The sequence below is a fragment of the Methanolobus sp. WCC4 genome, from assembly GCF_038022665.1.
GTDB lineage: Archaea > Halobacteriota > Methanosarcinia > Methanosarcinales > Methanosarcinaceae > Methanolobus.
Window position 1 is genome coordinate 562,271 of sequence record NZ_CP150629.1, and the last position, 23,180, is coordinate 585,450.

The following is a 23,180-nucleotide window of genomic DNA, read 5'->3' on the forward strand; positions in this document are numbered from 1 at the left end:
TTCGTACAGTTATGAGAATCTGGACGGAATCTCTTCTGCAAACGCTTTCTGGAATCTCAATTTCTTCTGCTGATGGTCTTCCTGATCTTCGATCAAAAGATTACCATATGTAGGAGCAAAAGTGTATCCACTTTCATCATCCCCTCTGGTAACAAAAAGATAGGTCTCTCCCGGCTGGAGCAATTCATCATCCTCCGCAAGTGTCAGATACTTCCAGACGAAAACATACTCATAGCCGCCGAACTGTTTTACGATGACATTCCCGGTAGCATTGCCTTTTATCGTTTCTATAACCTCTACACTGAAACGAGTTTGCAGATATGGTTCGGTTGACGTACCATCCTGTTCTATCACCTTACCAATGAATATATCACTGGATGAACCAACCAGTTCTCTATCATCAGAAACATTGATCACGTAATCTATATGGGCAATCCCCTGTTGGTTGTCAAAGTAGTTTACCTGAACCAGGCAGGCAGTTGCTCCCAGAAGTCCTGCAACGATTAGGAAGGCTAGAAGAATATTGGATTTGTTGGCCATGTATGTTTCTCAAGTGATGTATCTAATTACTCAATGGCAATGCCTAGTTCCAGAGGTTCCTCAGGATATGGATTCAACCTGATTATCAAAAACTCCCAGCTTAGATCATTGGGATTCTTTCCTGTGACCTCTGTTTTCGTTATATTGTTGTCTAAAGTTATTTCATACAAATAAGTGTCTTTTTTCAGACTGACTGAGATTGGTTTCAGTCTTTCATCCGGAGCTATATCGTATGATTTGTTAAATCTGGAGCTATTGTTCAGGTCGAGTATTTCTACCGTTACTGTGTGGTTTACAGTATCGTAGTTGCGTATGAGAAAACGCAGAGTACCGTTTTCATCTTTTGTAGTATTAGTTTTATCAGAAAATGAGAGCAAAGCAAAGAAGAGAGCTGACATTAATACACAGATAGCTAAAAATATACTGAGATATGTCCTTTTCTCCATATTATTTTCACCTGTTTCAGTGACTTTCTCTTATTATCTCAAATCAATATTATCAGAAAGACCTCCAAGCAACTCCCACTTTATTTCCCCAGAGGTAGGATGTGGATATGGAAGCTCTCTCCTCAATTTAACTTCGACATCATATGCATACGTCTTTCCAGATTCCATATCAATTGTACATTCATAGTGATTGGAACCTAAGTACTCTAAGACCACTTGTTCCTCAAATATCAATTCCGTATCTTCATCTGAGTATGAACCATCAGCAGGTGTGGAAGCACTTACCTGAACAAAGACCGGAAGGTTATCGATCATATCTCCTGTATTGTTGTTATAAAGGTAAGCATCCTTGTTTTGATAGTTCAGGTTCATTGAAATCGTTACTCTTGAATATGTTTCGTTCAGTGGAACAATGCTTTCTTCGAGATTCTCAACGTAAACGTTGTTGTCTGGAAGACCGTGGCTAAATGGGTAGTACCATGCAATAATTAGAATAAATGTTATTACAAGAAGTACAACCAGTCCTGCAATGCCCTTCTTCAACCAGGAGAGATTGAAGTAAAAGGCAATTACAGTTGCTACGATGAGAATAACAAAGAAGATGAAAATTTGCTGGAAAATTGTGAATTCTATGTTTTCAGAACGGTTATCTGAGAATGAATTGTCCTCAATGGTATTTTTGTCTCCTGGAAATAAATGATAAATGCCATATTCTTCATTTGAATTGAATGCATTGTTTTTGATAATATTATTGTCAGAATTCTCAATTGATATCCCATGAAAATTATTTGACAGAGTATTTCCATCTAAAACGTTATTTGCAGAAGTAGATGATATCAGGGTGATGCCAGAATCCCTGTTTTCTGCAAGAACATTGCTCTTTAAGGTATTCGAACCTGAATCCCACAAGAGAGATCCCTGATCCTTATTATTGCTGACGTTATTACCAGTAATTGAATTCTTGTCAGATGAAGTAAGGCTTAAACCAATGCTATTGAGGAACAGTTGATTGTTTGTAATCTCATTAGTATTTGATTTTCTAAGTGCAAGTCCATAAAACTGGTTGTTGTTAATCTCATTGCCAGTAATAATATTTTCATCAGAGATGTCTAAGTAAAGACCACGCTTATTACTTTGAATAATATTATTTTCCAGGGTGTTCAGCCCAGAGTCAAGAAGATATATCCCATGCTCAGTATTTGAGAGCATAGTATTATTCTGAATCTCATTTCCTGAAGAGGACTCGATATAAAGACCATTCTGAGTCTTAGAGATTATGTTGTTACTTACAAGAGAGTTCTTTACATTCCCGATGGCTATACCTGCAACAACAGGATTGTCACTATCTCCTTCAATCGTCAGACCACTTACCTTAACATTATCTGCTGTAATGTGAATGATCGGAGCAGACGAGTTATTAGAAGTAATAACAACATCTTTAGGGTCAGGAGAAAAGGAGCTTATGCTTAAAGGTTTGTCTACAACGAGAGTTTCAGAATAAGTTCCACTGTAGATGACTATAGAATCATTCTTTTGAGCCTGATCTATGGCATCCTGAATAGAGGTAAAAGAAGCGTTTATGCTATCATTGTTGCTGAATGTTATTGTAGTTGCAGAGGCACAACTAATAGTGAGAAGCAATAAAAATATGACTGTGATTATTTTCAGACCCACGATTTTTGTCCTTTAAGTTCAGATAGTGGCAAAAGTTCTTTACTTCATATTGATTTTTATTAGTTCTCTATAAATCTTTTGTGGTTCCTGCATCAATTTAAACTAAATTGTTAATTCCAGTTGCAAAAAAGCTCCTGTCCTACAATCTGAGCTGGAAGTTGTGACCACAATTAATAAATAAATTGTTTGTAATTATTAAATAATTTTAACTATTGGGTAAAATACTGATAGATAGCCAATTGTATGCAGAACAGGATAACAGGAAAAGCTACATGAAAACAAGAGCTGAAACAATATTTGGGATTGCTGGTGGTTTTTTTGGCAGCCTCATAGCCGCCTTCATTTTTTATGCAACGCTGGTTAATATCTGGCCAGGAGGAGCGCACACGATGTATGCCACTTCCAGTGTTTTCGGATATTCTGACCCTTTCGTGATAATGCTGGGTATTGGCACAATAACACTAATATTGGGTTTAATGGGAATTGCCGGTGGAATTCTTGCTAAAACTGATAGGAAAAAGGGTGGAAAATTAATGCTGACAGCCGGCATACTTGGATTTCTCTTATTTTTCTGGACGTGGATCCTCCCTGGAATACTGCTTACAACCGGTGGGATCATGGCAATACGAGCTAGTGAGTAAACTATGCTAAAAATATCTTAACTTTTTATGAAGGAAAAAAGATGAAACAAAATACCAATCTAAAGACCATTGCAGGAATATTTGTATTTTTAGCTGTGTTCCTACTGGCCATCTTCTTTTCAGTGATATATCTTTCAGGACCAGGTCTCTATGTATATGCAGAACAAATCTCAGAGGAACCGGACAATTTTATGGAACTTAGCCGATCTGAACTGGAAAACTATCCATATATACAGAAAGCGGTGTCCTCTCCTGGAACAGAGATCAAAGTCCCTTATAAGGATGTAGAAGTTATGAAAAACATTGATGAATTTGGTGAGCTTCTTCAGAACAATGAAACCTATTTCCTGAAAGTTGGAGATGGCTACTATAATATTCACGTTGAGTGGGCAGACTGAAATGATGGAGTTAAGGGGTTTTAGAGTGAGCATGAAAATCAGTAAGAATAAATTGTTGCTATTGGTCGTAATATTAGTTATTGCATGCGTAGCTTTGGTGTTCACAGTAACTTCGTACTCTGGAAACACTAAGTACGAGCATCCTGAAGGATATATTCAAAACATTGATCCGGCATCTTACGAAGAAAGTAGCATTGACATTCCATCAATAATAACAAAATATGAACTGATCACAATAGATGCTGTAGAGTTCAAACAAACTGCAGATACAGGAACAATGGAACTCAATCTTGCAGGAACCGGTTTCGTTTTAGAAATGGAACCCGGTATCTGGGTAAATGAAGGGGTCAAAGGATTATTTGATGATGAAAATGGAACCACCCTTGAAAGGGAAATGGAAGCTATCTATCAATACAATGGAATGGTCAGGGACAAACCAGAAACAAGTAAAGTCCTTTTTACTATGGACGATCAAACTGTTCTGGGAACCATCGATTCAAACAATGAACGATATGTGATAGAGCAAATTGGATGGGTAATGGACAACAATACTAAAAGAACAGTATACATTGCTTACAAAGAATCAGATATTAAATATACGATCAGTTCATACCCTTCCGGAAAAGAATTCCCCCTGGAATTTTTGGTCTCCAATGGTGACGAATATCCACATACGATCTCGGTTGAATTATTTGATTCAGCAGGAACCCTACTATACACGAATATATACACATTGGAGCCTCATGAATATGTACACCCTCCAGAGATGGAAAACACTGATGAAAATTACATATTCAAAGTAACCTTAGATAATAATGTCAGCGGCACGTATAATTTCACACCTGATACATATGACTATTCTGCAGCTGATATATACATAACTAATGACTCTGATACCGGAAAAGCATACATAAGCTTTGGTATGATGGTGTCATAAATCTCTACAATAGTTGAAAATCATGACAGCACTACACGATTACCTCAGACCGACACCAATCATCGACTTCGACCATCCTGCCGTCATGAAAAAAGCAAAGGAACTCGCAGGGAACAACCAGAACCAGACAGAGATAGCCAGACTCTGCTTCGAGTTCGTCAGGGATGAGATCAAACACAGCCATGACCACCGGATGAACCCTGTCACCCTGAAAGCATCCGAGGTATTGGAACATGTAACAGGCTATTGCTATGCTAAAAGTCATCTCCTTGCAGCACTTCTCAGAGCTAGCTCAATTCCGGCAGGTATCTGCTACCAGCGTCTGAGCAGGGATGACAATGCAGAAGGCGGACCATTCTGTTTGCACGCCCTGAATGCTGTTCATCTGGAAGGGATTGGATGGTACCGGATGGATGCCAGAGGGAATAAGGAAGGTGTTAATGCTCAGTTCAACCCACCTCATGAGCAGCTTGCATATGAGATAAGGATCGAAGGAGAGGCAGACCTTCCTGAGATATGGGCGGACTCACTTCCGGTTGTTGTGGAAGTTCTGAGAAAGTACAGGAGCTACGATGAGGTTTACGCGAACCTGCCGGATGTTCCCTTGATAACTGAAAAGTGAGAGGATTGGAAGCGAAACAAGGGAGGGAGATTGCATGCGTCCAAAAGAACTTATAGAAAAATGGGTTGAATCCTTTAACAATGCAGACTCAGACGGACTTGCTGATATGTACAGTGAGGACGCTGTCAACTATCAGGTTCCTGAGGAACCGGTGGAAGGTAAAGAAGCTATCAGGAAGATGTTCGAGGAAGAGTTTGCCAGAGCTGAGATGGTCTGCATAGTTGAGAATATCTTTGAGGATGGTGAGTGGGCGATTCTGGAGTGGAAAGACCCCCTGGGATTGCGTGGTTGTGGATTTTTCCATATTGTGAAGGATAAGATAATCTTCCAGAGAGGTTACTGGGATAAGCTCTCATTTTTGAGACAACACGGTCTTCAGGTTCCTGATGTTTAGAAAGAATGTTTCCATAGGCTTATATTTCCGCCCTTTAAAACATTCTATATTAGCATATCAGGGAGTGGAAATATGGCTAAAGAACTGTACAAACTACCGGCTTTAAAATATGGCTTTTCAGACCTGGAGCCTTACATCTCAAAAGAACAGCTGCAGATACACTATGAGAAACACCATCAGGGTTATGTGAACAATGTGAACTCTCTCCTGCAGATGATGGACAAGGCAAGAGAAGAGGGAACCGACTTCGACTACAAGACAACCGCAAAGGCCCTGTCCTTTAATCTGGGAGGACACGTGCTTCACAATTATTTCTGGTGGGAAATGACAACTCCGGAAAAGGCAGGTGAAGAACCTGTGGGAGAACTGGCTGACGCTATCAAAGAGGATTTTAAGAGCTTTGAAAGGTTCAGGAAGGAATTCAGCCAGGTGGCATCGACCGTTGAGGGTTCCGGCTGGGCGGCACTTACTTTCTGCAACGACACAAAAAGGCTCGGTATCATGCAGATAGAAAAGCACAATGTGAACCTTATCCCGGATTTCCCTATAATTATGGCAATCGATGTGTGGGAACACGCCTACTATCTGGACTATAAGAATGAGAGGGCTAAGTTCATTGATGCCTTCTGGAATATAGTCGACTGGGAAGAGCTTAACGGCTGGTTCAAAAAGGTCCGGGATCTAATGGGATAAGACAGGGATACCCGAAGAAGAGTTAAGAATAATCCAAAAAATAGTTGAATGGGAACTCTGTTCCCTGATCTGTATTTTAATTTATCCCAATCCAAGAACTGCAAGCCCGGCACTGATACCGTTACTTATCAGTTCCTGCGGGTCGATACCTGTTACCTCAAGCATTACGTACACTCCCAGGAACGTACCGATCATACTTCCAAGGTTTGCCAGTGCAGCCACCATTACCACGCGGAAAAGGTTGTTCTGCATCATGTCCGAAGTGGTCTCGATCTCCACCAGTTCCTTGAAGTCATCTGTGGTAGGACTGCGATATTTGGCCTCGGTCAGGCCTGCGAACCAGCCGGCTGCCATCATAGGGTTAAGGGATGTGAGCCATGCCACTGAAAATGCGGTAAGCACGGAATATGGATGGCCTCTTGCCATTATGGCTCCGGCAGCACTGAGCACTCCGTTTATTATGAACCACCAGCCAAAGGCGATAGCAAGGGTCTCAAGTGGAACTCCTGACAGAATTAGCAATGCGAAAGTTCCAAGGGCAATCGCGACCACCAGCGCTCCGAAGAGCTTCATGATGTTGAATCGCTTCTTTGGTGCCTCCACTGCATAGTTTGCACGGGGAATGGTCTTCGGGTTCTCAAGGTAATTCTGGATCCCGGCCCTGTGGCCTGCGCCTACAACAGCGACTATCTTTTTGTTACCACCAACGGCAGCCCTCACAAGATTATTGGCCATGTATGCGTCCCTTTCATCGATAAGGACCTTCACGGCATTAGGTGACGTGTCCCTGAACTCCTCAACCAGCATGGAGACCATATCCTGATTGGTTATGTTATCCATGTCGATGTCCTGGGTACCGCCTATACCAAGGACGGCAGCTATGAGACCGCCAAGCATCTTCAGCTTCTCGATGAAACCCATCTTGCTCCAGAAACGCTGCAGTGTGATCTGCACATCCCTGTCGATGAGAAGTACCTGTGCACCATTGGCCTCGGCAGCCTCGATGGCACTTATCATCTCAGCACCGGGCTGGACACCCATCTCATCAGCGAACTTCTTCTGGATATGTGCCAGCAGCATGTGAACAAGATAGAAATAGACCTTGCCTTCCTTTAGAAGCTCCTTTACCGGTATGTCAGCATTCCTGACATTACCCTTGATAGCCTCATACCTGGAACGGCAGAGCTCAACTGCAACGATGTCCGGCTTTTCCCTCTCGATCGCTTCATTTACCTCCCTGACACTCTTCTCAGATACGTGTGCCGTACCCACGAGTATTATCTCGCTTGGCCTGTCCGTCTCTTCGTTACTTTCTCCCGATACTGGCTTTTCAGATGGTATAAGCTCTTTGACCACCTGGATCTCAGTTGGGCCTGAGCTTGAAAAAGACGGATTCCCGGAGTCTTCCGAATATATGTCCGCACCAGAACTGGTGTAGTCATAATCAGAAACGTTCTCCTGTGAATCATTTAAATTATCACGTTTCAATGTAGGTCCTCTTTTCAGAATACTTGAACTCTAGAACTACTCGCTTGACAGCATCAACAAACGCATGAGGTCCGTTCTGGAGAGAATACCTGCAACATTGTCACCATCCACTACCAGAACACGTCCTATGTTGTTCATGGTCATTGTTTTGAAAGCCTCTGCCGCATTAGCATCTGAAGACACTGAAATGATATCCTTTTTCATTACATCGGAAACAAGGGTAGCATATCGCTCATGCGGAAGAATATTTCGTATGTCTGTAAAGGTCACGATCCCTTTTAAAGAATTGCCCTTCATAACAGGATAGCCAAGATGTTTGTTCTCGAACATGAAATGTGAGAGCTCCTCTAAGGTCATCTCAGGTTCTACAGAGATAACATCCTTTGTCATCACATCCGATATCCTGAACTTCTCAAGACTTACGGTGACAGTCGTTGACTTGTCCTCCTCAGAGGCACCGATGTAAACGAAAAAGGCTATCAATATCAACCATGCGTTCGAAAGCAGACCGATTATACCCATGATGAATGCGAACATCTTACCCACCGTCGCTGCATAGTGGGTTGCCTTGACATAGCTCATTCTCTTTGCGTACCAGGAACGAAGGAGCCTTCCACCGTCCATGGGGAATGCAGGTATAAGATTGAAGAGTGCCAGTATTATATTGATAGAGGCCAGGATGCCAACCATCAGGTAGATGGAAGTACCCTGGTATGCCGGCATCACTGTCACCGCAACGATATTGGCACCCAGAAGAGCGAAACCAATGATAAAACTGACAAGCGGACCTGCAAAGGCCATCTTGAATTCCTGTGAAGGTTCCCTTGGGATCTCCTCCATGGATGATACGCCGCCAAAAAGCAACAGGGTTATGTCCCTTATCTCAACACCATAGCTTTTGGCTATGTATGAATGCCCCAGCTCATGAAGAAGGATGCACCCGAACAATAATATGGTTGTCAGGAGGGAAAGCGCATAGCTCTCCGTTGTTGAGCCAATATCCGCAAAACCGAATGGTTGCGGATTCGTTGCAAAAACAAGAGCAAAAACGGGAAGTATAAGCAGAAAAGTGATATGTAGTTTTATAGGGATCCCCATTATGCTTCCGATCTTTATTGAGCTGCTCATAACAGGATGTTAGATGGATTAATATTTATTCTTATCTAAAATCCTTATCTTATTTTTAGAAGTTAACCTGAGAACAGTCTTATTGAATACTTTCACCCCGCTTGGCTCAGAAGTATATGTACAGAGATCGTATCCTGAATTACAACAGGCAAGATGAACACACGCCTTACACGCTTCAAGGCCAGGTGTCATCAAGCCTTATCCCCTCGTTTTTTTTTATTTGGCTGGAATGCTATGTCACAAAAATAAAAAGGATATAAGAAAATACACAAAAAAAGAAAAAAGGGATGGCTTAAATAGTTTCAAGGACCGTTCTCAGATCCTGCACAAAAGAATCTATCATTTCTATGGTCACATGGGGCATTATCACAAGTCTGAGGCCATGTGGGTTCTGTGTGATGGAGACCTGCCAGTTGAAGTCCTTTGCCAGTGTACTTCTTATAAGATCAGCTTTCGGGATATCCAGTGCAACCACATTCATCACCGGTTCTATCAATGGATAGATGCCGATCTCAGCAAGTCTGTCTAATAGATAGTATGTAGCTTCCATACAATCCGCGACAATTTTTCTGTAACCTTCTTTTCCCAGGAAGTTCATAACCGCATATGTGGCTGCCACCGCAGCTCCGCTTCTGGTTCCGGTCAAAGTATACTGGGTCGAGACCGTCAGATAAGGAGTATCGGCCCTGAGACTCTCAAGCTGCCCCGGATCACGGAAAAGAAGAACTCCTGCCGGGATAGTGCTCAGGCCCATCTTATGAGGGTCAATTGCTATCGATGTTACTCCGGGCAATTTGAAATCGAAATCATGTTGCTCTTCAAGGAAAGGAAGTACATAGCCCCCGAACGCAGCATCAACATGAAGGAAGATGTTGTTCTCAAGCGCAATATCAGAAAGGATATCTATCTGGTCCACCTGGCCGAATTCCGTTGAACCTGCGATCGCAACCATGCCTATAGTGTTATCATCGATGAGAGATCTGACAGAATCGATCGAAACTTTCAGGTCCTTATCAAGAGTAGCTTTTCGAAGTTCGATATCAAGGATATCGGATACTTTATCAAATGAGAAATGCGCTGAATCAGGAACGACAAGATTGGGTTTATGACATTTGTCCTTCCTCTGGAATATGTTCCTCATTGACCGGATCGCCTGGATATTGGATTCTGTTCCTCCGGTTGTCATGTAACCTGATACTTCAGGATGATGAAGAAGTTCTCCCAGAGATCTCAGGACTGATACTTCAAGGTCATATGTACCTCTGAAAAGACCAAAATCACCCATATTGGATTCCATGAACTGCATATGTGCATGAATAGCTATCTCATGGGGATAAGTACACATAGAACTAAGAACCCTGTTGTACTTCAGATCCTCTGATTTTGATTTATTAAGAACAGAGATTATTTCCTCTCTTTCCAGACCTTTTTCATTCATTTCAAGACATGAATAAGACAGGATACTTAAATCAATTTTGTTTCATTCCTGTGTTCTGTTCTTAATTCTTTTAAGAAAAGGATGAACATATCAGGAACCCCTTGGTTTCGACTGGACATCTGGATTTTATGTCACATTTTTTTTGTTGAAATTCTATGTATGAGAGTCACCCCATTGTTTCAACTGGAACTTATGTAGAAAACGCAACATCTGGTTTTTTGGTGCATCTTTGATCGCTTTCAGCTTAACTTTTAATTAAATTTTTAGTTTAGAATTATTTTTTAAAATTTTAAGTTAATTTACTTGCTTAAATTTAAGAAAAGTTTATATACTTTATTGTTGATACATACACCGCCATCTTTTTTTCAAAATTTAAAAAAAAGATAGTCATATCTTTTTTCTTGCTTCCAGTCGAAATCATAGGGTTGCTGTGGTTTATAAATATTCCAGTCGAAATCAAGGGGTTATACTCCAAAGGAAAGAGATTTGTTTGATTTTGCTTATAAGTCAATCAAATGCTTATAGTATGAATGTCTTTACTGTATCTTTTTTTTCTTGACCATTTTATTTTTGCCCCTTTTTCCAGTTGAAGTCAAGGGGTCTAAACCACAAACATTAATAACCCCCACTTCCTTTGTATCATCTGGAATAGAGAGAGTGCAATAATCCCATCATGGTTGTTGGATGAGGATAATTGTTGATTGTTAATTGTCAGGTAGATCGTTGTAAAAAACACTTTGGATTTGTTTTCTTTCAGTGTTTCTTCTGTGACTATCACGATTTCAATAACCTTATAAGATCATATTTACAGGAAGGGTGAAGTAAGTAAATGGAAAGTAAATCATTAGATGGGTTATTCCAGGAACTTCTGGAAAATGAACCTATTTTTAAAAATAAAGAGGTTTTAAGGCATTCATATACTCCTGATTCTCTTGTACACCGTGACGATCAGATAAATGGTCTGGCGTCAATTCTTGTTTCAGCTCTCAGGGGAGATACACCTTCTAATATACTTATCTACGGAAAGACCGGGACAGGTAAGACCGCTGTAACAAGGCACGTCGGTATCGAACTTGAAAGAAAAGGAGAATCACTTGGTCTTTCCTGTAAGGTCGTTTACCTGAACTGTGAGGTTATCGACACCCAGTACAGACTTCTTGCAAACCTGACACGTCAGTTCGGTGAAGATGTCCCGATGACGGGTTGGCCGACCGACCAGGTCTTCTTCAAGTTCAAGGAGACGATCGATAATGAAAGACAGGTTGTCATTATAATTCTCGATGAGATCGATAAGCTCATTAAAAAAGGTGATGACGTACTTTACAATCTTTCAAGGATCAACACGGACCTCAAGAATGCAAAGGTCAGTATGATCGGCGTTTCCAATGACCTGAAATTCACGGAGTTCCTGGATCCGAGGGTAAAGAGTTCACTTGGTGAAGAAGAGATAATCTTCCCGCCCTATGATGCTGACCAGATAAGTGATATCCTTCATGAAAGGGCTGACATCGCCTACAAGCCTGAAGCCCTTGATGAAATGGTCATTCCACTCTGTGCTGCATTCGCTGCTCAGGAACATGGTGATGCAAGGCGCGCACTTGACCTCCTCAGAGTTGCAGGTGAGATCGCTGAGAGAGAGAACCTTCCACGTGTCGAAGAACAGCATGTTAAAGGCGCTCAGGAAAAGATCGAGGTCGACCGTGTTGTTGAGGTTGTACGCACACTTCCGACCCAGTCAAAACTTGCTCTTTACAGCGTAATGCTCCTGCGCAATAATGGTTACAAGAACGTCACAACAGGTGAGGTATACAACGTGTACCGCCAGTTATGCCTGCAGGTGGACATGGACATCCTTACTCAGCGCAGGGTCACTGACCTTATGTCCGAACTCGATATGCTCGGCATCGTGAATGCCGTCGTGGTGAGTAAGGGAAGATACGGCAGGACCAAGGAGATCGCTCTGAGCGTTCCTATAGAAAGTACCAAGAAGGTGTTGTTCGAGGATTACAGGCTCAAACCACTTGAGTTCTTCAAGCCTGTCCTGACAACCCAGTTACATCTTTGAACCCGGGACAAAGAAAAAAAGAAAAATAAAAAGCAGAAGACTGGGATCAGAAGCTTGGTATCATCAATCTGAGGTACCCGAGGTATGGTACCTTATAACGTGCGATGCCAATGATCCATTCTTCCTTGACCGGCATCAGATAGCTCACCTGACCCTGCTGGTCATAGTATCTGTTAGTCACCGAGTTATCGCCCTTTGTAATATATCCGGCATGAGGTGCCTCAGGTCCGCCTTCCCACATGGGGTCGCCCTTCTCTACGTAATACATTGCACGATGGATGATGGGTGTGACACCTTCCTGGCCATAGGGTTTGTACAGTATCACATTCCCATAGTTCTCGAACGTTGAAAATGAACTGTCGCTGCCGTCCTCATAAGTAACAACCTCTGTCCGGTCAATGCTCTGGATGAAGATTATGTCCCCGATGTTCATGTGCGGTTCCATACTTCCTGATTCCACGGCTACCATGGGTGTCCACATCCCAAAGACGATCTGGGAGAAGGTTGCGAATACCAGCACGGCTCCCAGGACGGTCAAAATGTCACGCGCGAGCGAAACGAAGAAATCATCGCTTTCTTTGAAAGCGTGGTAAGACTCTTTTAAGCTCATTGTTCATACCTGTGTTATGTCTGAATAAAAGAATGTATTTATGAGTTAAGCAATATATTTGAGAAAATAAAATGTTAACGGCATCAGATAATTTTGTAAGTTATTTTATTGTAGCATAATTCCCATTTAAACCTGTTATTGATATGAATGAGATCGATGTTCTAACAGCCTTCATCGAGGAAGGCTATCAGATAAGTCCTGAAGCAGTGGACCTCATATGCTCCCATTGTTCCCCGAGGGAACTTGTGGCGTACGTACTTGAAAATGTGGATCTCTCAGTTCTTGTTATCGATGTAGAGCATATCGACCTTGAGGGTTTCAGTTCTCCGGTCCATGTGAACGAGGAGACCTTCCATCTGTCTGAGGAACTTCCCCCAGGTCATCCTGAAAGCTCATTCGACTCTTCATATCAGGCGCCTTCAATGCCTGAAGGATTCAAGAGTAACTATTGTAATGTTGAGAGTCCTGTATCTGTCCTCTCTGATATAACTGACAATTCCACATGTGTAGGGGAATACATGGAGTTCGTGCAGTTCTTCAGGAACCGCTACAGCAGGCTGAGTGATATCATCCGTAGCAGGATAACATCCCGTCCGATCGAGAGCCTGAAAAAAGGGAAGGGTACTAATTTCAGGGGAAGCCGGGAAGCCGGTGAGGTATCGATAATCGGAATGATATCCGATATAAAGAGCACCAGTAACGGTCATAAGATAATTGAGGTGGAGGATCCCACCGGTTCATTCTCGGTACTTATTCGCATGGCTGACAAGGACCTTTTCGAGCAGGCAAGTCATTTCGTACTGGATGAGGTTGTGGGATTCACAGGAAACCTGACAAACGATGGCAATCTCATGATCGTCCAGAAGGTCACTCTCCCTGACCTTCCTGCAGTGAATCCGAAAAAGACCGGAACTTTTGGAAAAGCGGTTCTGACCTCCGATATTCACATAGGCAGTAACACATTTCTTGAGGAGCCATGGGAGAAATTCCTCGATTTTCTTAACGGCGACACTGATAATGAGGCCCTGGCAGCTATCTCAAAGGAGATCCGTTATCTTCTGGTGGCAGGTGACCTTGTTGACGGGGTTGGCATCTATCCGGGACAGGATGAGGAACTCTCAATTCTGGATGTCTATGATCAATACAAAAAGGCCGGTGAATACTTCTCAATGATCCCGAAGCACATAGAGATCATCATCTCTCCCGGGAACCATGATGCAGTAAGGCAGGCCGAGCCACAGCCCCGACTTCCTGAGAACATAAGGGACTATTTCCCTGATAATGTGACTTTCGTAGGTAATCCTTCTATTGTGGACCTTGATGGCGTTAAAGTGATGCTCTATCACGGCCGTTCCATTGACGACCTTGTAGCTTCGGTTCCCGGTGTATCATACGGTGAACCCACAAAGGCAATGGTAGAGATGATGAAGTTCAGGCATCTCTCACCGACCTACGGAAGCCGTGTTTCCATTGCACCTGAAAAGAATGATTATTTCGTTATCGGGAATGTACCTGACATACTCCACTGTGGTCACGTTCATACCATAGGTGTTGAATGGTACAAGAACGTCCTTTTGATAAATTCCGGTACCTGGCAGGACCAGACGGAATTCCAGAAAAGGGTGAATGTGGTCCCCACGCCTGCACAGGTACCTGTGGTGGACCTTGAGACCCTGAAGACCACTATTCTGAAGTTCGATGAATGACCGGGCGACACCAGACTACCCGTTGATCTCCACTGGAACTTTAATGATTTATCATTATACTTCTTTTATCTTCAGCAGTGAATGGTTCATCGTCTGCACCGGACAGATCGTCACACAACGTTTGCAGCTGCTACCAAGGCAGTGCTGACTGTCGATATTGACAATCCTCTTTCCCTCAGTTTCAATTATCTCCAGTGCATCCTCAGGGCATTCCTTCTCGCACTGGTGACAGAGCGTACACTTTTCCACCGGAGCCTCAAGCCTGATACCGATATCCTTCACAATATCAAGACCAAGGTATCCCACATCATCGATATCCCTGGAGACCCTCCTTTCGATCTCAACCTCTTCGAGGTCTTCCGGGAATACAGGGATACCGTACATTTCCAGCATCTGGGCGTACATCTCAGCAGGCATTCCCTGTTGCCAGGTGGACAGTTCGCAGACATAGATATCCTTGAAAGTCTCGCTGGTGGCCATCATCAGGTGGTCTGCATGTATCCTTTTTGCAACCTCGATGACCTCATCCAGTTTTGACACATCAATGGCAAGCTTCCTTGCAAGTCCTATGGAAGTATTGCCGAACTGGATTATTCCCTTGGAGAAACCGGGAACAGAACCAATATGGCGTGCCTTGTTTGCATCCACATAGGTGCCTGTGGCCCCTGACATGTATGAGTACCTGAGGTCCTCATACTTCAGGCCGGATTCCACCATGAGTGTCATGTGAGCGGCGCGGATGGCACCGATGGCCTTGCCGACCTCCTCCACATCCTTATCCGTGATAATTATACTATCCCCAAGTATCAGTTTTCCATTGGGAAGATTCGGAAGTTTCTCGATAAGTCCTTCCTTGATCGCCAGTGCCATTGTGGAAATGACCCCTGTACCTGTGATCCCCTTTGGGATGACTTCTCCTTCCTCGATCGTCTCGCCGCTGACGGGGTCTACAAGAGGTCCCTTTCCGGGATTCATTGTGCTGTCAAGGACAGTGAGTCTCCAGTGGCCTTTCTCAACGTTGATATCACTGATAGCCCCCGGACCTGCAAGCATTCCGCATGCTATTCCCTGTCCCTCTATGGCAGGACCTGCTGCAGCGCTTGCTGTTATTATCCTCTCACCGATCTTCAGTGCCATCTCGGCATTGGTGCCGTAATCAGTTACAAGACAGGGTTCTGTCTGGTGGATGAAATCCGTTTCCAGCATCATGGCAAGTGCATCGGCACCTATCTCGTGCTTGATCGCTGGTGGAATGACTATCTCGCAGTTGTCCATGGGGTAGATATCCCCGAAGAGTTCGTTGGCAGGGAATATCCTTGCATCTCTCTTCACATCCTTAACACCAAGAGCTAACTGTTTATTCTCGCCTGCATACGCGAGGTCCCTGATCTCCATGTTCTGGAAAAGTGAGAGTTGTATGGGATTCCCGCATACTGCTATGCGCTGTACCTTCTCAGGCTGCACATCGAATTTTTCCAGTATCTCCTTCACTGTTTCGATCAGCAGTCTGTGGGCAACATCCACGCCGGTAACAATAGCAAAATCCAGATGGTCCATTACGTTACCACCTGGAAGAGGATGTCCCATTGTGATAACGGTCTTAACGGTCTCGTTCTTATCCAGGTCTATTAACTGTGACCTGAAACCGCTCGTTCCAAGGTCCAGGGAGATCACATACATTCTTTCAGCACTCCGTTTCCAATTTTATTTTGATATCAATTCTGCAGCACAGAATACAGCATTGAAGCCACTCCGATAACAAGAGGCTCCATCACAAGGTCCACATGATACTTCTTCCCGACCTCAGGTGGCAGTCCGCAGGGGATTCCCGGGGTCGATACAAGGCATCTCTCCTCGATCATACCCTCGGATATGGTATTGGCATTGGGTGTTGCCTCGAATACCATTGAGAACTTCTTCCTGTCATCACTGCAATATGGCCTGATGCCAAGCTCATCCACGGCCTTCTGGAGGAATTCCTTGTTAGGGTCACATGCATAGACATTGAATCCCTTGTTCACCAGGTGACATGCTCCGGCATAACCGACCCGGCCAAGTCCTATGACAAGTATATCCTTCGATGTGGCTTCCTGGAACCTTGAAGCTATATCTGCGTATATCACGCCTGTAGCAATGTGGTTGCTCACGATCTTCTCATTCCTCAGGTTATGAGCTGTGAAGATGTGGTCGTCAGCCATCATTATGATATCAGCACCCTGAGAAACGGCTTCATAGTACCCTGTGACATCCGGGTGCTCGGTTATGAACCCTTCAAAACCGAAGTATTCGACTATGTACAGGAGGGATGACGTAAAATTGCTGATAACGCCATTACCAGCGGTTATCGGGATGATGCCAACTTTCTCAGAACCAGGTTCCGTTCCATAAAGTGCCTCGCATATCCCTCTTATGTCAAGACCTGTGACCCTCCTTGCTATCTCGTCGTTCTCCTCAAGCTGCATTGAAAGGTTCTCAAGGTCTTCCGGTGTTAAAAGTGCCATTTTATTCCTCCTGTTCATTACTGAAATGACCGGTGATCATTTCCATTCCATTCTGTCTTATCTTTTCAGTCCCTTCTCTGTCAGTTCCGTAGCTTATGAGGGTAAAGACACTGTTCCTGTTCTCCCCTCTTGATTCGAATATCTCGAGTCCTTCAGAAGCGTGGAATTGTACGTATTCATCTCCCTGCGAGAGCACGTGCTCTCCAACAGGTTTCAGCATATCATTTTCAAGTAGCAGATGTTCGTAGATGCAATAATTCGTCTCGGGGATGATGTCCGTTTCCTGAACCTCTCCTGAGAATGCCTGCATTAACAACTCCACAAGATTGACCCCTGTTGAGTGATACACGGCTGTGGGTGTCTGGCTCGGGAACCTTGCATCGATCTCGAGAACCTTCAGTCCCTTCGGGCTGTCTATCGCCTCTACATCCATTATCCCGCAAAGGTTCATGTTCCTGGCAAGCTCATAACTGATCTTCCTGAACTCAGGATAGTTATCGATGGGTGTTACCATATGGCAGTCGTAGGTGTCATCGATGTGTATCTTCGTTTCCTTTAAAACCGCAAAGTGACTGCCATCCCCGATAACCTCAAGGGAGATCACATCGCCCTCTACGTATTCCTCGATGAGCATTGAAGGGTCGAGTCCTTCCAACCCGGTATCATCATATATTATAGAGGTCCCGATACTGCTGCTCTCACATGGTGGTTTCACGAAATAGGGCGGGCTGGTTGGCTTATCTGCAGGTGTTGGGATGTCTATGGAATTGAAGTAGTCCTTGGAACGCTTCTTGTCCATACTGGTATGATAGGCATCGAAATCAAAGAGCACAGGACATGCAAGCTCGTCCTTTATTTCCCTGAGAAACTCTATGGTCTCAAGGTTCTCGTTCACAGGGATGATGGCATCCACATTCTCTGAGAGTTCCCTCAGTCTTTCAGGTTCCCTGACGACGTCGAAACAGTGGAAACTGTCAACAACATTACGTATCAGAGGCTTCTCCCTGCGGTCCACAAGTACGACATCCATACCTGCCTTGTGTGCAAGATAAGTTACCTCAAAACCCTGTAGTTTGCCACCGATAATGCATATCGATGTCATAGTGCTGCCACCGGTATCCTTACGGGCTTTACAGGCTGCTTCTCAATGATCCTGTTGAACTCGGCCTGGCTTGCAGGTTCCATGCCCATGGTCCTCAGGCGTTTGATCACACTTCTGGAGTCCCTGTCCCTTTCCTCGAGTTCCCTGTCATAATTGACGACGCCTTCAAGTGATGAATCTGAGGATATTATGGAAGTTACCACATTTGCACCGGCATTCAGGCGGTGTACCATACCATCGATACCTTCAAGGTCAAGGGATGCCGGTATGAGCCTGTCAGGGAACATCAGTCTGAGAACTGAGATTATCTTCAGCTCTGAGAGACTGGATTCCTGGTCCACTTTCTCAAGGGGGGTTCCTTCCTGTGGAACGAAGGTCATGACACGTACCATATCAGGCTGTCCTTTTTCCATTCCCCTGAGTGACTTTATGGTAGATGCGATATCGTTTCCGACACCTGTCAGTATACCGTCCTCAACACAGTAGCCTATGTTCTTTGCGAATTCACGGGCGTGGTTCCTTTCATTAAAGGATTGTCCCACCCTCAGTTTCTGGTAGAGGTCCTTATCGTGTGTTTCCTGATAGAGAGCAAGGAAATTCGCCCCGTTCTCATGGAGTCTGGTAAGGGTTTCGTCATCCATGACACCTGGAGATATCATGATCGGGAGTCCTGTCTCTTCCTTCACCGCCCTTACAACATCAACGAATCTCTCAGGATCATTGTGGAAATAGGGGTCCTCTCCCATGGTAAGGTCTACCATGTGGATGTTCTCATTCTTCACCGCTCTTGCTATGCTGCGTATCTCGTCCATGTCCAGACGGTAGCGCTCTATATCGTTGCACCTGTTGTAGTAACAGAAGGCGCAGTTGTTCCTGCAGTGTGTGGAAAAGTAAACGAAACTGTAGAGGAAGACCCGGTTGCTGAAGAAGTGGTCCCTCACTTTCCTTGCAACATAGTGCAGTTTCTCTATGTCCTCTTCCTCTGTCAGGGAAAGGAGTTCCCTCAGGTCATCGTCTGTGAGCTTATGTCCTCTTATTATGTCCTGAGCAACGGTATCGAGGTCCCAGCGATCTGTGTTCTTTATCATGATGGCACCTCAGAGATTGATATTTACTCCGTTGTAATAGGATTCCGATCTGCCTGCGCGCTTGATGTTCTTGAGGTCATGCTTTGCCTTGAGCAGTCTCTCAAGACCAAAACCAGCTCCGATCCAGGGTTTGTTCACTCCCCAGTCCATGTCCATTGGGATCGGACCTACAACTGCGGATGAAAGCTCCATCTTCTTGTGCATCACATCGATGGTATCACCGTAGACCATGCAACTGTCAGCTTCTATCCTGTATTCGATCCCGAGGAAATCCAGGAGTTCCTTAATAAGATACTCCAGCTCATCCCTTGTACAGTTGGATCCCATCTGGCAGAAGTTGAGCATGGTGAACTCTTCAAGGTGGCTGTTCCCGTCGGATTCCTTACGGTAGCATGGACCGATCTCGAATATCCTGACAGGGTCAGGGAGTACGTTATCGAACTTCCTCAGGTGATTGTACAGTCCGGGAGCAAGCATTGGGCGCAGACACATATTGTCGCCGACCCTGAATATCTGCTCTGACAGTTTCTTGTCCTCGCCGACTCCCATCCTTTCCATGTACTCGAATGGTATTAGGATCGGTGACTTGACCTCAAGGAAACCCATGTCCACGAAGAACTCGGTTATCGTTCTCTCAAGTTTTCCGAGGTTGTTCTCACGGCTGTCCTCGTACATCTCCCTGATATCCTTCTTACGCTGGAGGGTCAGGGTGGCTTCCAGCTCGGCAAAGGACCGCTTCTCCTTTGAGAATGATATCATCTCGCCGGGACCAAGAAGTGAGAGTATCCTGTTCTTCTGCAGGGATGTGAACTCGGTCTTCTTTGAATTCGGCTGTTGTGGCTGGGAAGTCTTCTTTGTGTTAGGTTTAGAAGGGCTGGAATTGCTCTTACTTGTTTTCAGAGCTGATCTGTGGATGGTGGAACTATTGGCACTAATTCCAGCCCGTGGTTCATTATGAATATGATTAGAAGGTGTGTTGCTCTCAATTGCCTGTGTGGGTATTGTTGTAACAGGCTCGACCGGCTTTTCAGGTTCCAGCCTGAAAGAGCGAACGATCTTGACCTCAGCTTCATCCTTTCTTGAGATCTTCTTTGAGAATTCGTTGATCCTGTCCTCTGACAGGCGACAGCGCTTGCAGGGTTTGTGGAACTTATGGTTCCTGAGGGCCCTTGCAGACCTGCTGGTTCTTGAATTGCGAACGGTGACGATATCTCCGCAATCCATCTCTATCCTTATATACTTCTGTGATGTCTGGCAACTCTTCACCCCGTGAAGACGTCCGTTGCGTGACACCCATAATCCGTTCTTGCTAATAAGTGTATCAAGTGGCTTTCTTTCCATGCTAACAGCTCCTGGAGTCTAACCTTTTTTCCGATCAATTCCTAGAATCCCAGATATGAAAGCATCCAGTTGTGGTTCTTGGTGTTGAGTATCATTGGTTCTCTTCCTTTTGGTTTGTTAATTCTGTGTTGTTCCGGTCGATACACTGTATTGACCATAACACTATGCTAATCTTGGTCATCGACATATATATATATTGTCCATATTGGACGGTATATATAGTTTTCTAGATGGAAATCAGAAATCATGTATATATAGTTTTCTTTCTTTCATTTCCAAATGGATGATATGCGTGCATTTTTGCGTCTATTATAAATGAGAAATTGCCTCCTCATCCTGAATACAAGATTGGTCTCTGGCTATTTATCTTGATCTTAGTGCAAGATTACAACGGCGTTGTAATAATACAATAGCAATCAAATGTTTTCATGTAATTCTTGAAAAAACAGTATCAATAAACCTTTTTTATTATTTATTGCAGGAATGGACCGGCAACGTTCTTTTGTAGATAACTATTATTCAGATAACTATTACCGTTATTTTTAAATATTATTTACAGGAATTACTATTCCGCAAAATATAAGTACCGTGCTTGAAGTCACATATATATTTATTGTTCAGGTCGGCTGCTTTGAATCACTAGGTGTTAGAATGAACAAAATGATCTTTACAAAGGAATCCGTGGATCAGCATGTCCACGAGTATTGTCCTGTAGCTGGAATATAGGCCGGAACTGGCTACCCGATGGGTATGCCTCTTTCCCGGAGAACGAACCTGAGCTATCATGAGGTGGGTGCATGAGCAATAAAACGGATGCATCCCAGTCCGGTATCGACTGGGAACATGGTGCCCAGTGTGCTAAGAATATGTGTGATCCTCAGGAACTTGAGAGATCCATCGACTGGAAACAGGGTCTTGCAATAGCATTAGGTGTTCCACTGCTTATCCTTCCTTCCATCGGATATCTTACAAGCTATGTCTGGTCCTTCGCAATAGTAATATGGGGAGCCACTGTGCTCCTTGGTTTTTTACAGAACTTCGCATTCGGAGAACTGGCAACGGTTTTCCCAAAGGCATCGGGTCTTCCTGGTTATACGCAAACGGTCTTTGGTTCGGATAAGGACAAGAACAACAAAGGAAAGTTCAAGTTCGGTAAGTTCATTGGTGGTTTCAGTGCCTGGAGCTACTGGTTCGGATGGAGTCCTGTCCTTGCGATCTATGCCATACTGATCTCAAGTTACATTCAGGGAATGGTTCCCTCACTTGCAGGTATCAACTCAACACTTATGGCACTGGTAGTAGGAGGTTTCATCTTCGGTTCCCTTGCGATCATCAATGCAAAGGGACTCAAGAACGGAGCAGCTGCCGGAGTTATCTTAGCTGCTATTTCCCTGGTACCTCTTCTGGTAATTACCATTGCACCGTTCTTTACAGGCGATTTCCAGATGGCGAACATCACAAATTCATGGTTCCCTACAGACTGGAGCTGGGACTGGGAGCACATACTTATCCTTCTCGGACTTCTGGCAATGGCTGAATGGAGTGCTGCTGCATGGGAAACCGCTGCTATCTATGGTCCTGAATACAAGAAGCCGAATTCCGATATACCAAAAGCACTGCTTGTCTGTGGGGCAATATGCCTTGTTCTTTACGTACTTGTACAGACATCCGTTATTGGTGCTCTCGGTGTTGAAGGAGTACTTGCAGAGCCTATCTCACCAATGCTTCCACTGGCAAACATGTCACTTGGTCCTATTGGTGCTTCCATTTCAATTGTAATGTTGATAGGTGCAATGCTTCTGATCATCCAGACAGCTTTCCTTTCATCTGCACGTTCCATATATTCAATGTCAGTTGAAGGTAATCTGCCATCAGTTCTGAGTAAGTTGAACAAGCACGGCCATCCAATGAATGCTATGCTCGCTGATGCAGGATTCAACATGTTCCTTATCCTTCTTGGAACACCGACAGCTATCCTTGCAGCATCTGCAATTGGTTACATCTGTGCAAACGGTATCAGTCTTTACACCTATGTAAAGGTCAGGAACGATCCTGAACTCTCTAAGCTGGAAAGACCTTTCAAGGCTCCAAGGGGATGGAAGAAAGTTGCTCTGGCAACAACTATACTGAACACTCCATTCTTCCTGATAGGTATAATCTACCTCAACAGTCTTGAACTTGGATGGGCAACAACCGGTGTTGGATTCTTCATGCTCTGTCTCTTCATTCCACTCTGGATGTATTCCCAGCGTGAGAACAGGAACAGAATGCCTGCAGTTGCAGGACACAGGGAACATGGCATATTTGAACCGGAACCGGTTCCTTTAGAGGAATGAACAGGATACAATGAGTGACATAGGAACCTGAT

Annotated in this window: 21 protein-coding genes; 9 read left to right on the forward strand and 12 right to left on the reverse strand. The window is 44.1% G+C overall.

The window, feature by feature from the left end:
- Window positions 1-9: 9 nt before the first annotated feature.
- The 3 genes from V7O63_RS02870 to V7O63_RS02880 are packed head-to-tail and all read right to left on the reverse strand — an operon-like array spanning window position 10 to window position 2,660.
- Window positions 10-540, reverse strand: coding sequence for a hypothetical protein (locus V7O63_RS02870; protein ID WP_340819982.1), 531 nt, complete (start codon window positions 538-540; stop codon window positions 10-12).
- A 26-nt stretch (window positions 541-566) separates the two neighbouring features.
- Window positions 567-986: a hypothetical protein gene (locus V7O63_RS02875; protein WP_340819983.1), complete on the reverse strand. Its 420-nt coding sequence runs from the start codon at window positions 984-986 to the stop codon at window positions 567-569.
- 33 nt (window positions 987-1,019) lie between these two features.
- Window positions 1,020-2,660 carry a right-handed parallel beta-helix repeat-containing protein gene (locus V7O63_RS02880; RefSeq protein WP_340819985.1) on the reverse strand — a complete coding sequence of 547 codons (1,641 nt, stop codon included), beginning with the start codon at window positions 2,658-2,660 and terminating at the stop codon, window positions 1,020-1,022.
- A 212-nt stretch (window positions 2,661-2,872) separates the two neighbouring features.
- Here V7O63_RS02880 and V7O63_RS02885 point away from each other — a divergent pair, with 212 nt between their 5' ends.
- The 6 genes from V7O63_RS02885 (at window position 2,873) to V7O63_RS02910 (ending at window position 6,345) form a co-directional block, all read left to right on the forward strand.
- Window positions 2,873-3,301 (forward strand): DUF4064 domain-containing protein, encoded by a 429-nt coding sequence (locus V7O63_RS02885; protein WP_340819987.1) that lies wholly within the window; start codon window positions 2,873-2,875, stop codon window positions 3,299-3,301.
- Between the two features lie 41 nt (window positions 3,302-3,342).
- A complete protein-coding gene (locus V7O63_RS02890) occupies window positions 3,343-3,699 on the forward strand; it encodes a hypothetical protein (protein ID WP_340819989.1) in 357 nt (118 codons plus the stop codon).
- The gene (locus V7O63_RS02895) at window positions 3,662-4,636 is read left to right on the forward strand and encodes a hypothetical protein (protein WP_340819991.1); all 975 of its coding nucleotides are present in this window, start codon (window positions 3,662-3,664) and stop codon (window positions 4,634-4,636) included. The genes V7O63_RS02890 and V7O63_RS02895 overlap by 38 nt, the downstream gene beginning before the upstream one ends.
- Window positions 4,637-4,658: 22 nt before the next feature.
- Window positions 4,659-5,258 carry a transglutaminase family protein gene (locus V7O63_RS02900; RefSeq protein WP_340819993.1) on the forward strand — a complete coding sequence of 200 codons (600 nt, stop codon included), beginning with the start codon at window positions 4,659-4,661 and terminating at the stop codon, window positions 5,256-5,258.
- 34 nt (window positions 5,259-5,292) lie between these two features.
- Entirely contained in the window at window positions 5,293-5,652 is a 360-nt protein-coding gene (locus V7O63_RS02905; protein WP_340819995.1) for a nuclear transport factor 2 family protein, read from the forward strand.
- Window positions 5,653-5,724: 72 nt separating this feature from the next.
- Entirely contained in the window at window positions 5,725-6,345 is a 621-nt protein-coding gene (locus tag V7O63_RS02910) for a superoxide dismutase (protein WP_340819996.1), read from the forward strand.
- An 81-nt stretch (window positions 6,346-6,426) separates the two neighbouring features.
- Here the strand turns inward: V7O63_RS02910 and V7O63_RS02915 are convergent, their stop codons facing one another.
- From V7O63_RS02915 to mfnA, 3 genes are all read right to left on the reverse strand, one after another.
- Window positions 6,427-7,833 (reverse strand): TraB/GumN family protein, encoded by a 1,407-nt coding sequence (locus V7O63_RS02915; RefSeq protein WP_340819998.1) that lies wholly within the window; start codon window positions 7,831-7,833, stop codon window positions 6,427-6,429.
- 36 nt (window positions 7,834-7,869) lie between these two features.
- Window positions 7,870-8,961, reverse strand: a complete 1,092-nt coding sequence (locus V7O63_RS02920; protein WP_340820000.1) for a CBS domain-containing protein — start codon at window positions 8,959-8,961, stop codon at window positions 7,870-7,872.
- 292 nt (window positions 8,962-9,253) lie between these two features.
- Entirely contained in the window at window positions 9,254-10,399 is a 1,146-nt protein-coding gene (gene mfnA / locus V7O63_RS02925; RefSeq protein ID WP_340820002.1) for a tyrosine decarboxylase MfnA, read from the reverse strand.
- A gap of 829 nt (window positions 10,400-11,228) precedes the next feature.
- Between mfnA and V7O63_RS02930 the strand changes: the two genes are divergently transcribed.
- Window positions 11,229-12,464: an ORC1-type DNA replication protein gene (locus V7O63_RS02930; protein ID WP_340820004.1), complete on the forward strand. Its 1,236-nt coding sequence runs from the start codon at window positions 11,229-11,231 to the stop codon at window positions 12,462-12,464.
- Between the two features lie 46 nt (window positions 12,465-12,510).
- Here V7O63_RS02930 and V7O63_RS02935 read toward each other — a convergent pair whose 3' ends face one another.
- On the reverse strand, window positions 12,511-13,074 hold the full coding sequence (locus V7O63_RS02935; protein WP_340820006.1) for a signal peptidase I: 564 nt from the start codon (window positions 13,072-13,074) through the stop codon (window positions 12,511-12,513).
- Window positions 13,075-13,217: 143 nt separating this feature from the next.
- On the opposite strand from V7O63_RS02935, the gene V7O63_RS02940 reads away from it, so the two are divergent.
- Window positions 13,218-14,780 (forward strand): DNA-directed DNA polymerase II small subunit, encoded by a 1,563-nt coding sequence (locus tag V7O63_RS02940; protein WP_340820008.1) that lies wholly within the window; start codon window positions 13,218-13,220, stop codon window positions 14,778-14,780.
- A gap of 54 nt (window positions 14,781-14,834) precedes the next feature.
- Here V7O63_RS02940 and V7O63_RS02945 read toward each other — a convergent pair whose 3' ends face one another.
- From V7O63_RS02945 to pylS, 5 genes are read right to left on the reverse strand one after another with little or no spacing between them, the layout of a single operon-like run.
- Window positions 14,835-16,460, reverse strand: a complete 1,626-nt coding sequence (locus tag V7O63_RS02945; RefSeq protein ID WP_340820010.1) for a methylamine methyltransferase corrinoid protein reductive activase — start codon at window positions 16,458-16,460, stop codon at window positions 14,835-14,837.
- Between the two features lie 35 nt (window positions 16,461-16,495).
- On the reverse strand, window positions 16,496-17,281 hold the full coding sequence (gene pylD / locus V7O63_RS02950; protein WP_340820012.1) for a 3-methylornithyl-N6-L-lysine dehydrogenase PylD: 786 nt from the start codon (window positions 17,279-17,281) through the stop codon (window positions 16,496-16,498).
- 1 nt (window position 17,282) lies between these two features.
- Complete coding sequence (pylC, locus tag V7O63_RS02955; RefSeq protein ID WP_340820013.1) at window positions 17,283-18,383, reverse strand: 3-methylornithine--L-lysine ligase PylC; 1,101 nt, start codon at window positions 18,381-18,383, stop codon at window positions 17,283-17,285.
- Window positions 18,380-19,471 carry a methylornithine synthase PylB gene (gene pylB / locus V7O63_RS02960; RefSeq protein WP_340820015.1) on the reverse strand — a complete coding sequence of 364 codons (1,092 nt, stop codon included), beginning with the start codon at window positions 19,469-19,471 and terminating at the stop codon, window positions 18,380-18,382. Before pylB ends, pylC begins: the two co-directional genes overlap by 4 nt.
- Before the next feature lie 9 nt (window positions 19,472-19,480).
- On the reverse strand, window positions 19,481-20,812 hold the full coding sequence (gene pylS / locus V7O63_RS02965) for a pyrrolysine--tRNA(Pyl) ligase (protein WP_340820017.1): 1,332 nt from the start codon (window positions 20,810-20,812) through the stop codon (window positions 19,481-19,483).
- Between the two features lie 797 nt (window positions 20,813-21,609).
- On the opposite strand from pylS, the gene V7O63_RS02970 reads away from it, so the two are divergent.
- Window positions 21,610-23,148 (forward strand): APC family permease, encoded by a 1,539-nt coding sequence (locus V7O63_RS02970; protein ID WP_340820020.1) that lies wholly within the window; start codon window positions 21,610-21,612, stop codon window positions 23,146-23,148.
- Window positions 23,149-23,180 lie beyond the last annotated feature (32 nt).

Excerpts from the sequence above, each read along its gene's own strand:
- V7O63_RS02870 (WP_340819982.1), bottom strand. The coding sequence starts at position 540 with ATGGCCAACAAATCCAATATTCTTCTAGCCTTCCTAATCGTTGCAGGA.
- V7O63_RS02875 (WP_340819983.1), bottom strand. The coding sequence starts at position 986 with ATGGAGAAAAGGACATATCTCAGTATATTTTTAGCTATCTGTGTATTA.
- V7O63_RS02890 (WP_340819989.1), top strand. The coding sequence starts at position 3,343 with ATGAAACAAAATACCAATCTAAAGACCATTGCAGGAATATTTGTATTT.
- V7O63_RS02895 (WP_340819991.1), top strand. The coding sequence starts at position 3,662 with ATGGCTACTATAATATTCACGTTGAGTGGGCAGACTGAAATGATGGAG.
- V7O63_RS02900 (WP_340819993.1), top strand. The coding sequence starts at position 4,659 with ATGACAGCACTACACGATTACCTCAGACCGACACCAATCATCGACTTC.
- V7O63_RS02905 (WP_340819995.1), top strand. The coding sequence starts at position 5,293 with ATGCGTCCAAAAGAACTTATAGAAAAATGGGTTGAATCCTTTAACAAT.
- V7O63_RS02910 (WP_340819996.1), top strand. The coding sequence starts at position 5,725 with ATGGCTAAAGAACTGTACAAACTACCGGCTTTAAAATATGGCTTTTCA.
- V7O63_RS02920 (WP_340820000.1), bottom strand. The coding sequence starts at position 8,961 with ATGAGCAGCTCAATAAAGATCGGAAGCATAATGGGGATCCCTATAAAA.
- mfnA (WP_340820002.1), bottom strand. The coding sequence starts at position 10,399 with ATGAATGAAAAAGGTCTGGAAAGAGAGGAAATAATCTCTGTTCTTAAT.
- V7O63_RS02930 (WP_340820004.1), top strand. The coding sequence starts at position 11,229 with ATGGAAAGTAAATCATTAGATGGGTTATTCCAGGAACTTCTGGAAAAT.
- V7O63_RS02935 (WP_340820006.1), bottom strand. The coding sequence starts at position 13,074 with ATGAGCTTAAAAGAGTCTTACCACGCTTTCAAAGAAAGCGATGATTTC.
- V7O63_RS02940 (WP_340820008.1), top strand. The coding sequence starts at position 13,218 with ATGAATGAGATCGATGTTCTAACAGCCTTCATCGAGGAAGGCTATCAG.
- V7O63_RS02945 (WP_340820010.1), bottom strand. The coding sequence starts at position 16,460 with ATGTATGTGATCTCCCTGGACCTTGGAACGAGCGGTTTCAGGTCACAG.
- pylD (WP_340820012.1), bottom strand. The coding sequence starts at position 17,281 with ATGGCACTTTTAACACCGGAAGACCTTGAGAACCTTTCAATGCAGCTT.
- pylC (WP_340820013.1), bottom strand. The coding sequence starts at position 18,383 with ATGACATCGATATGCATTATCGGTGGCAAACTACAGGGTTTTGAGGTA.
- pylB (WP_340820015.1), bottom strand. The coding sequence starts at position 19,471 with ATGATAAAGAACACAGATCGCTGGGACCTCGATACCGTTGCTCAGGAC.
- pylS (WP_340820017.1), bottom strand. The coding sequence starts at position 20,812 with ATGGAAAGAAAGCCACTTGATACACTTATTAGCAAGAACGGATTATGG.
- V7O63_RS02970 (WP_340820020.1), top strand. The coding sequence starts at position 21,610 with ATGAGCAATAAAACGGATGCATCCCAGTCCGGTATCGACTGGGAACAT.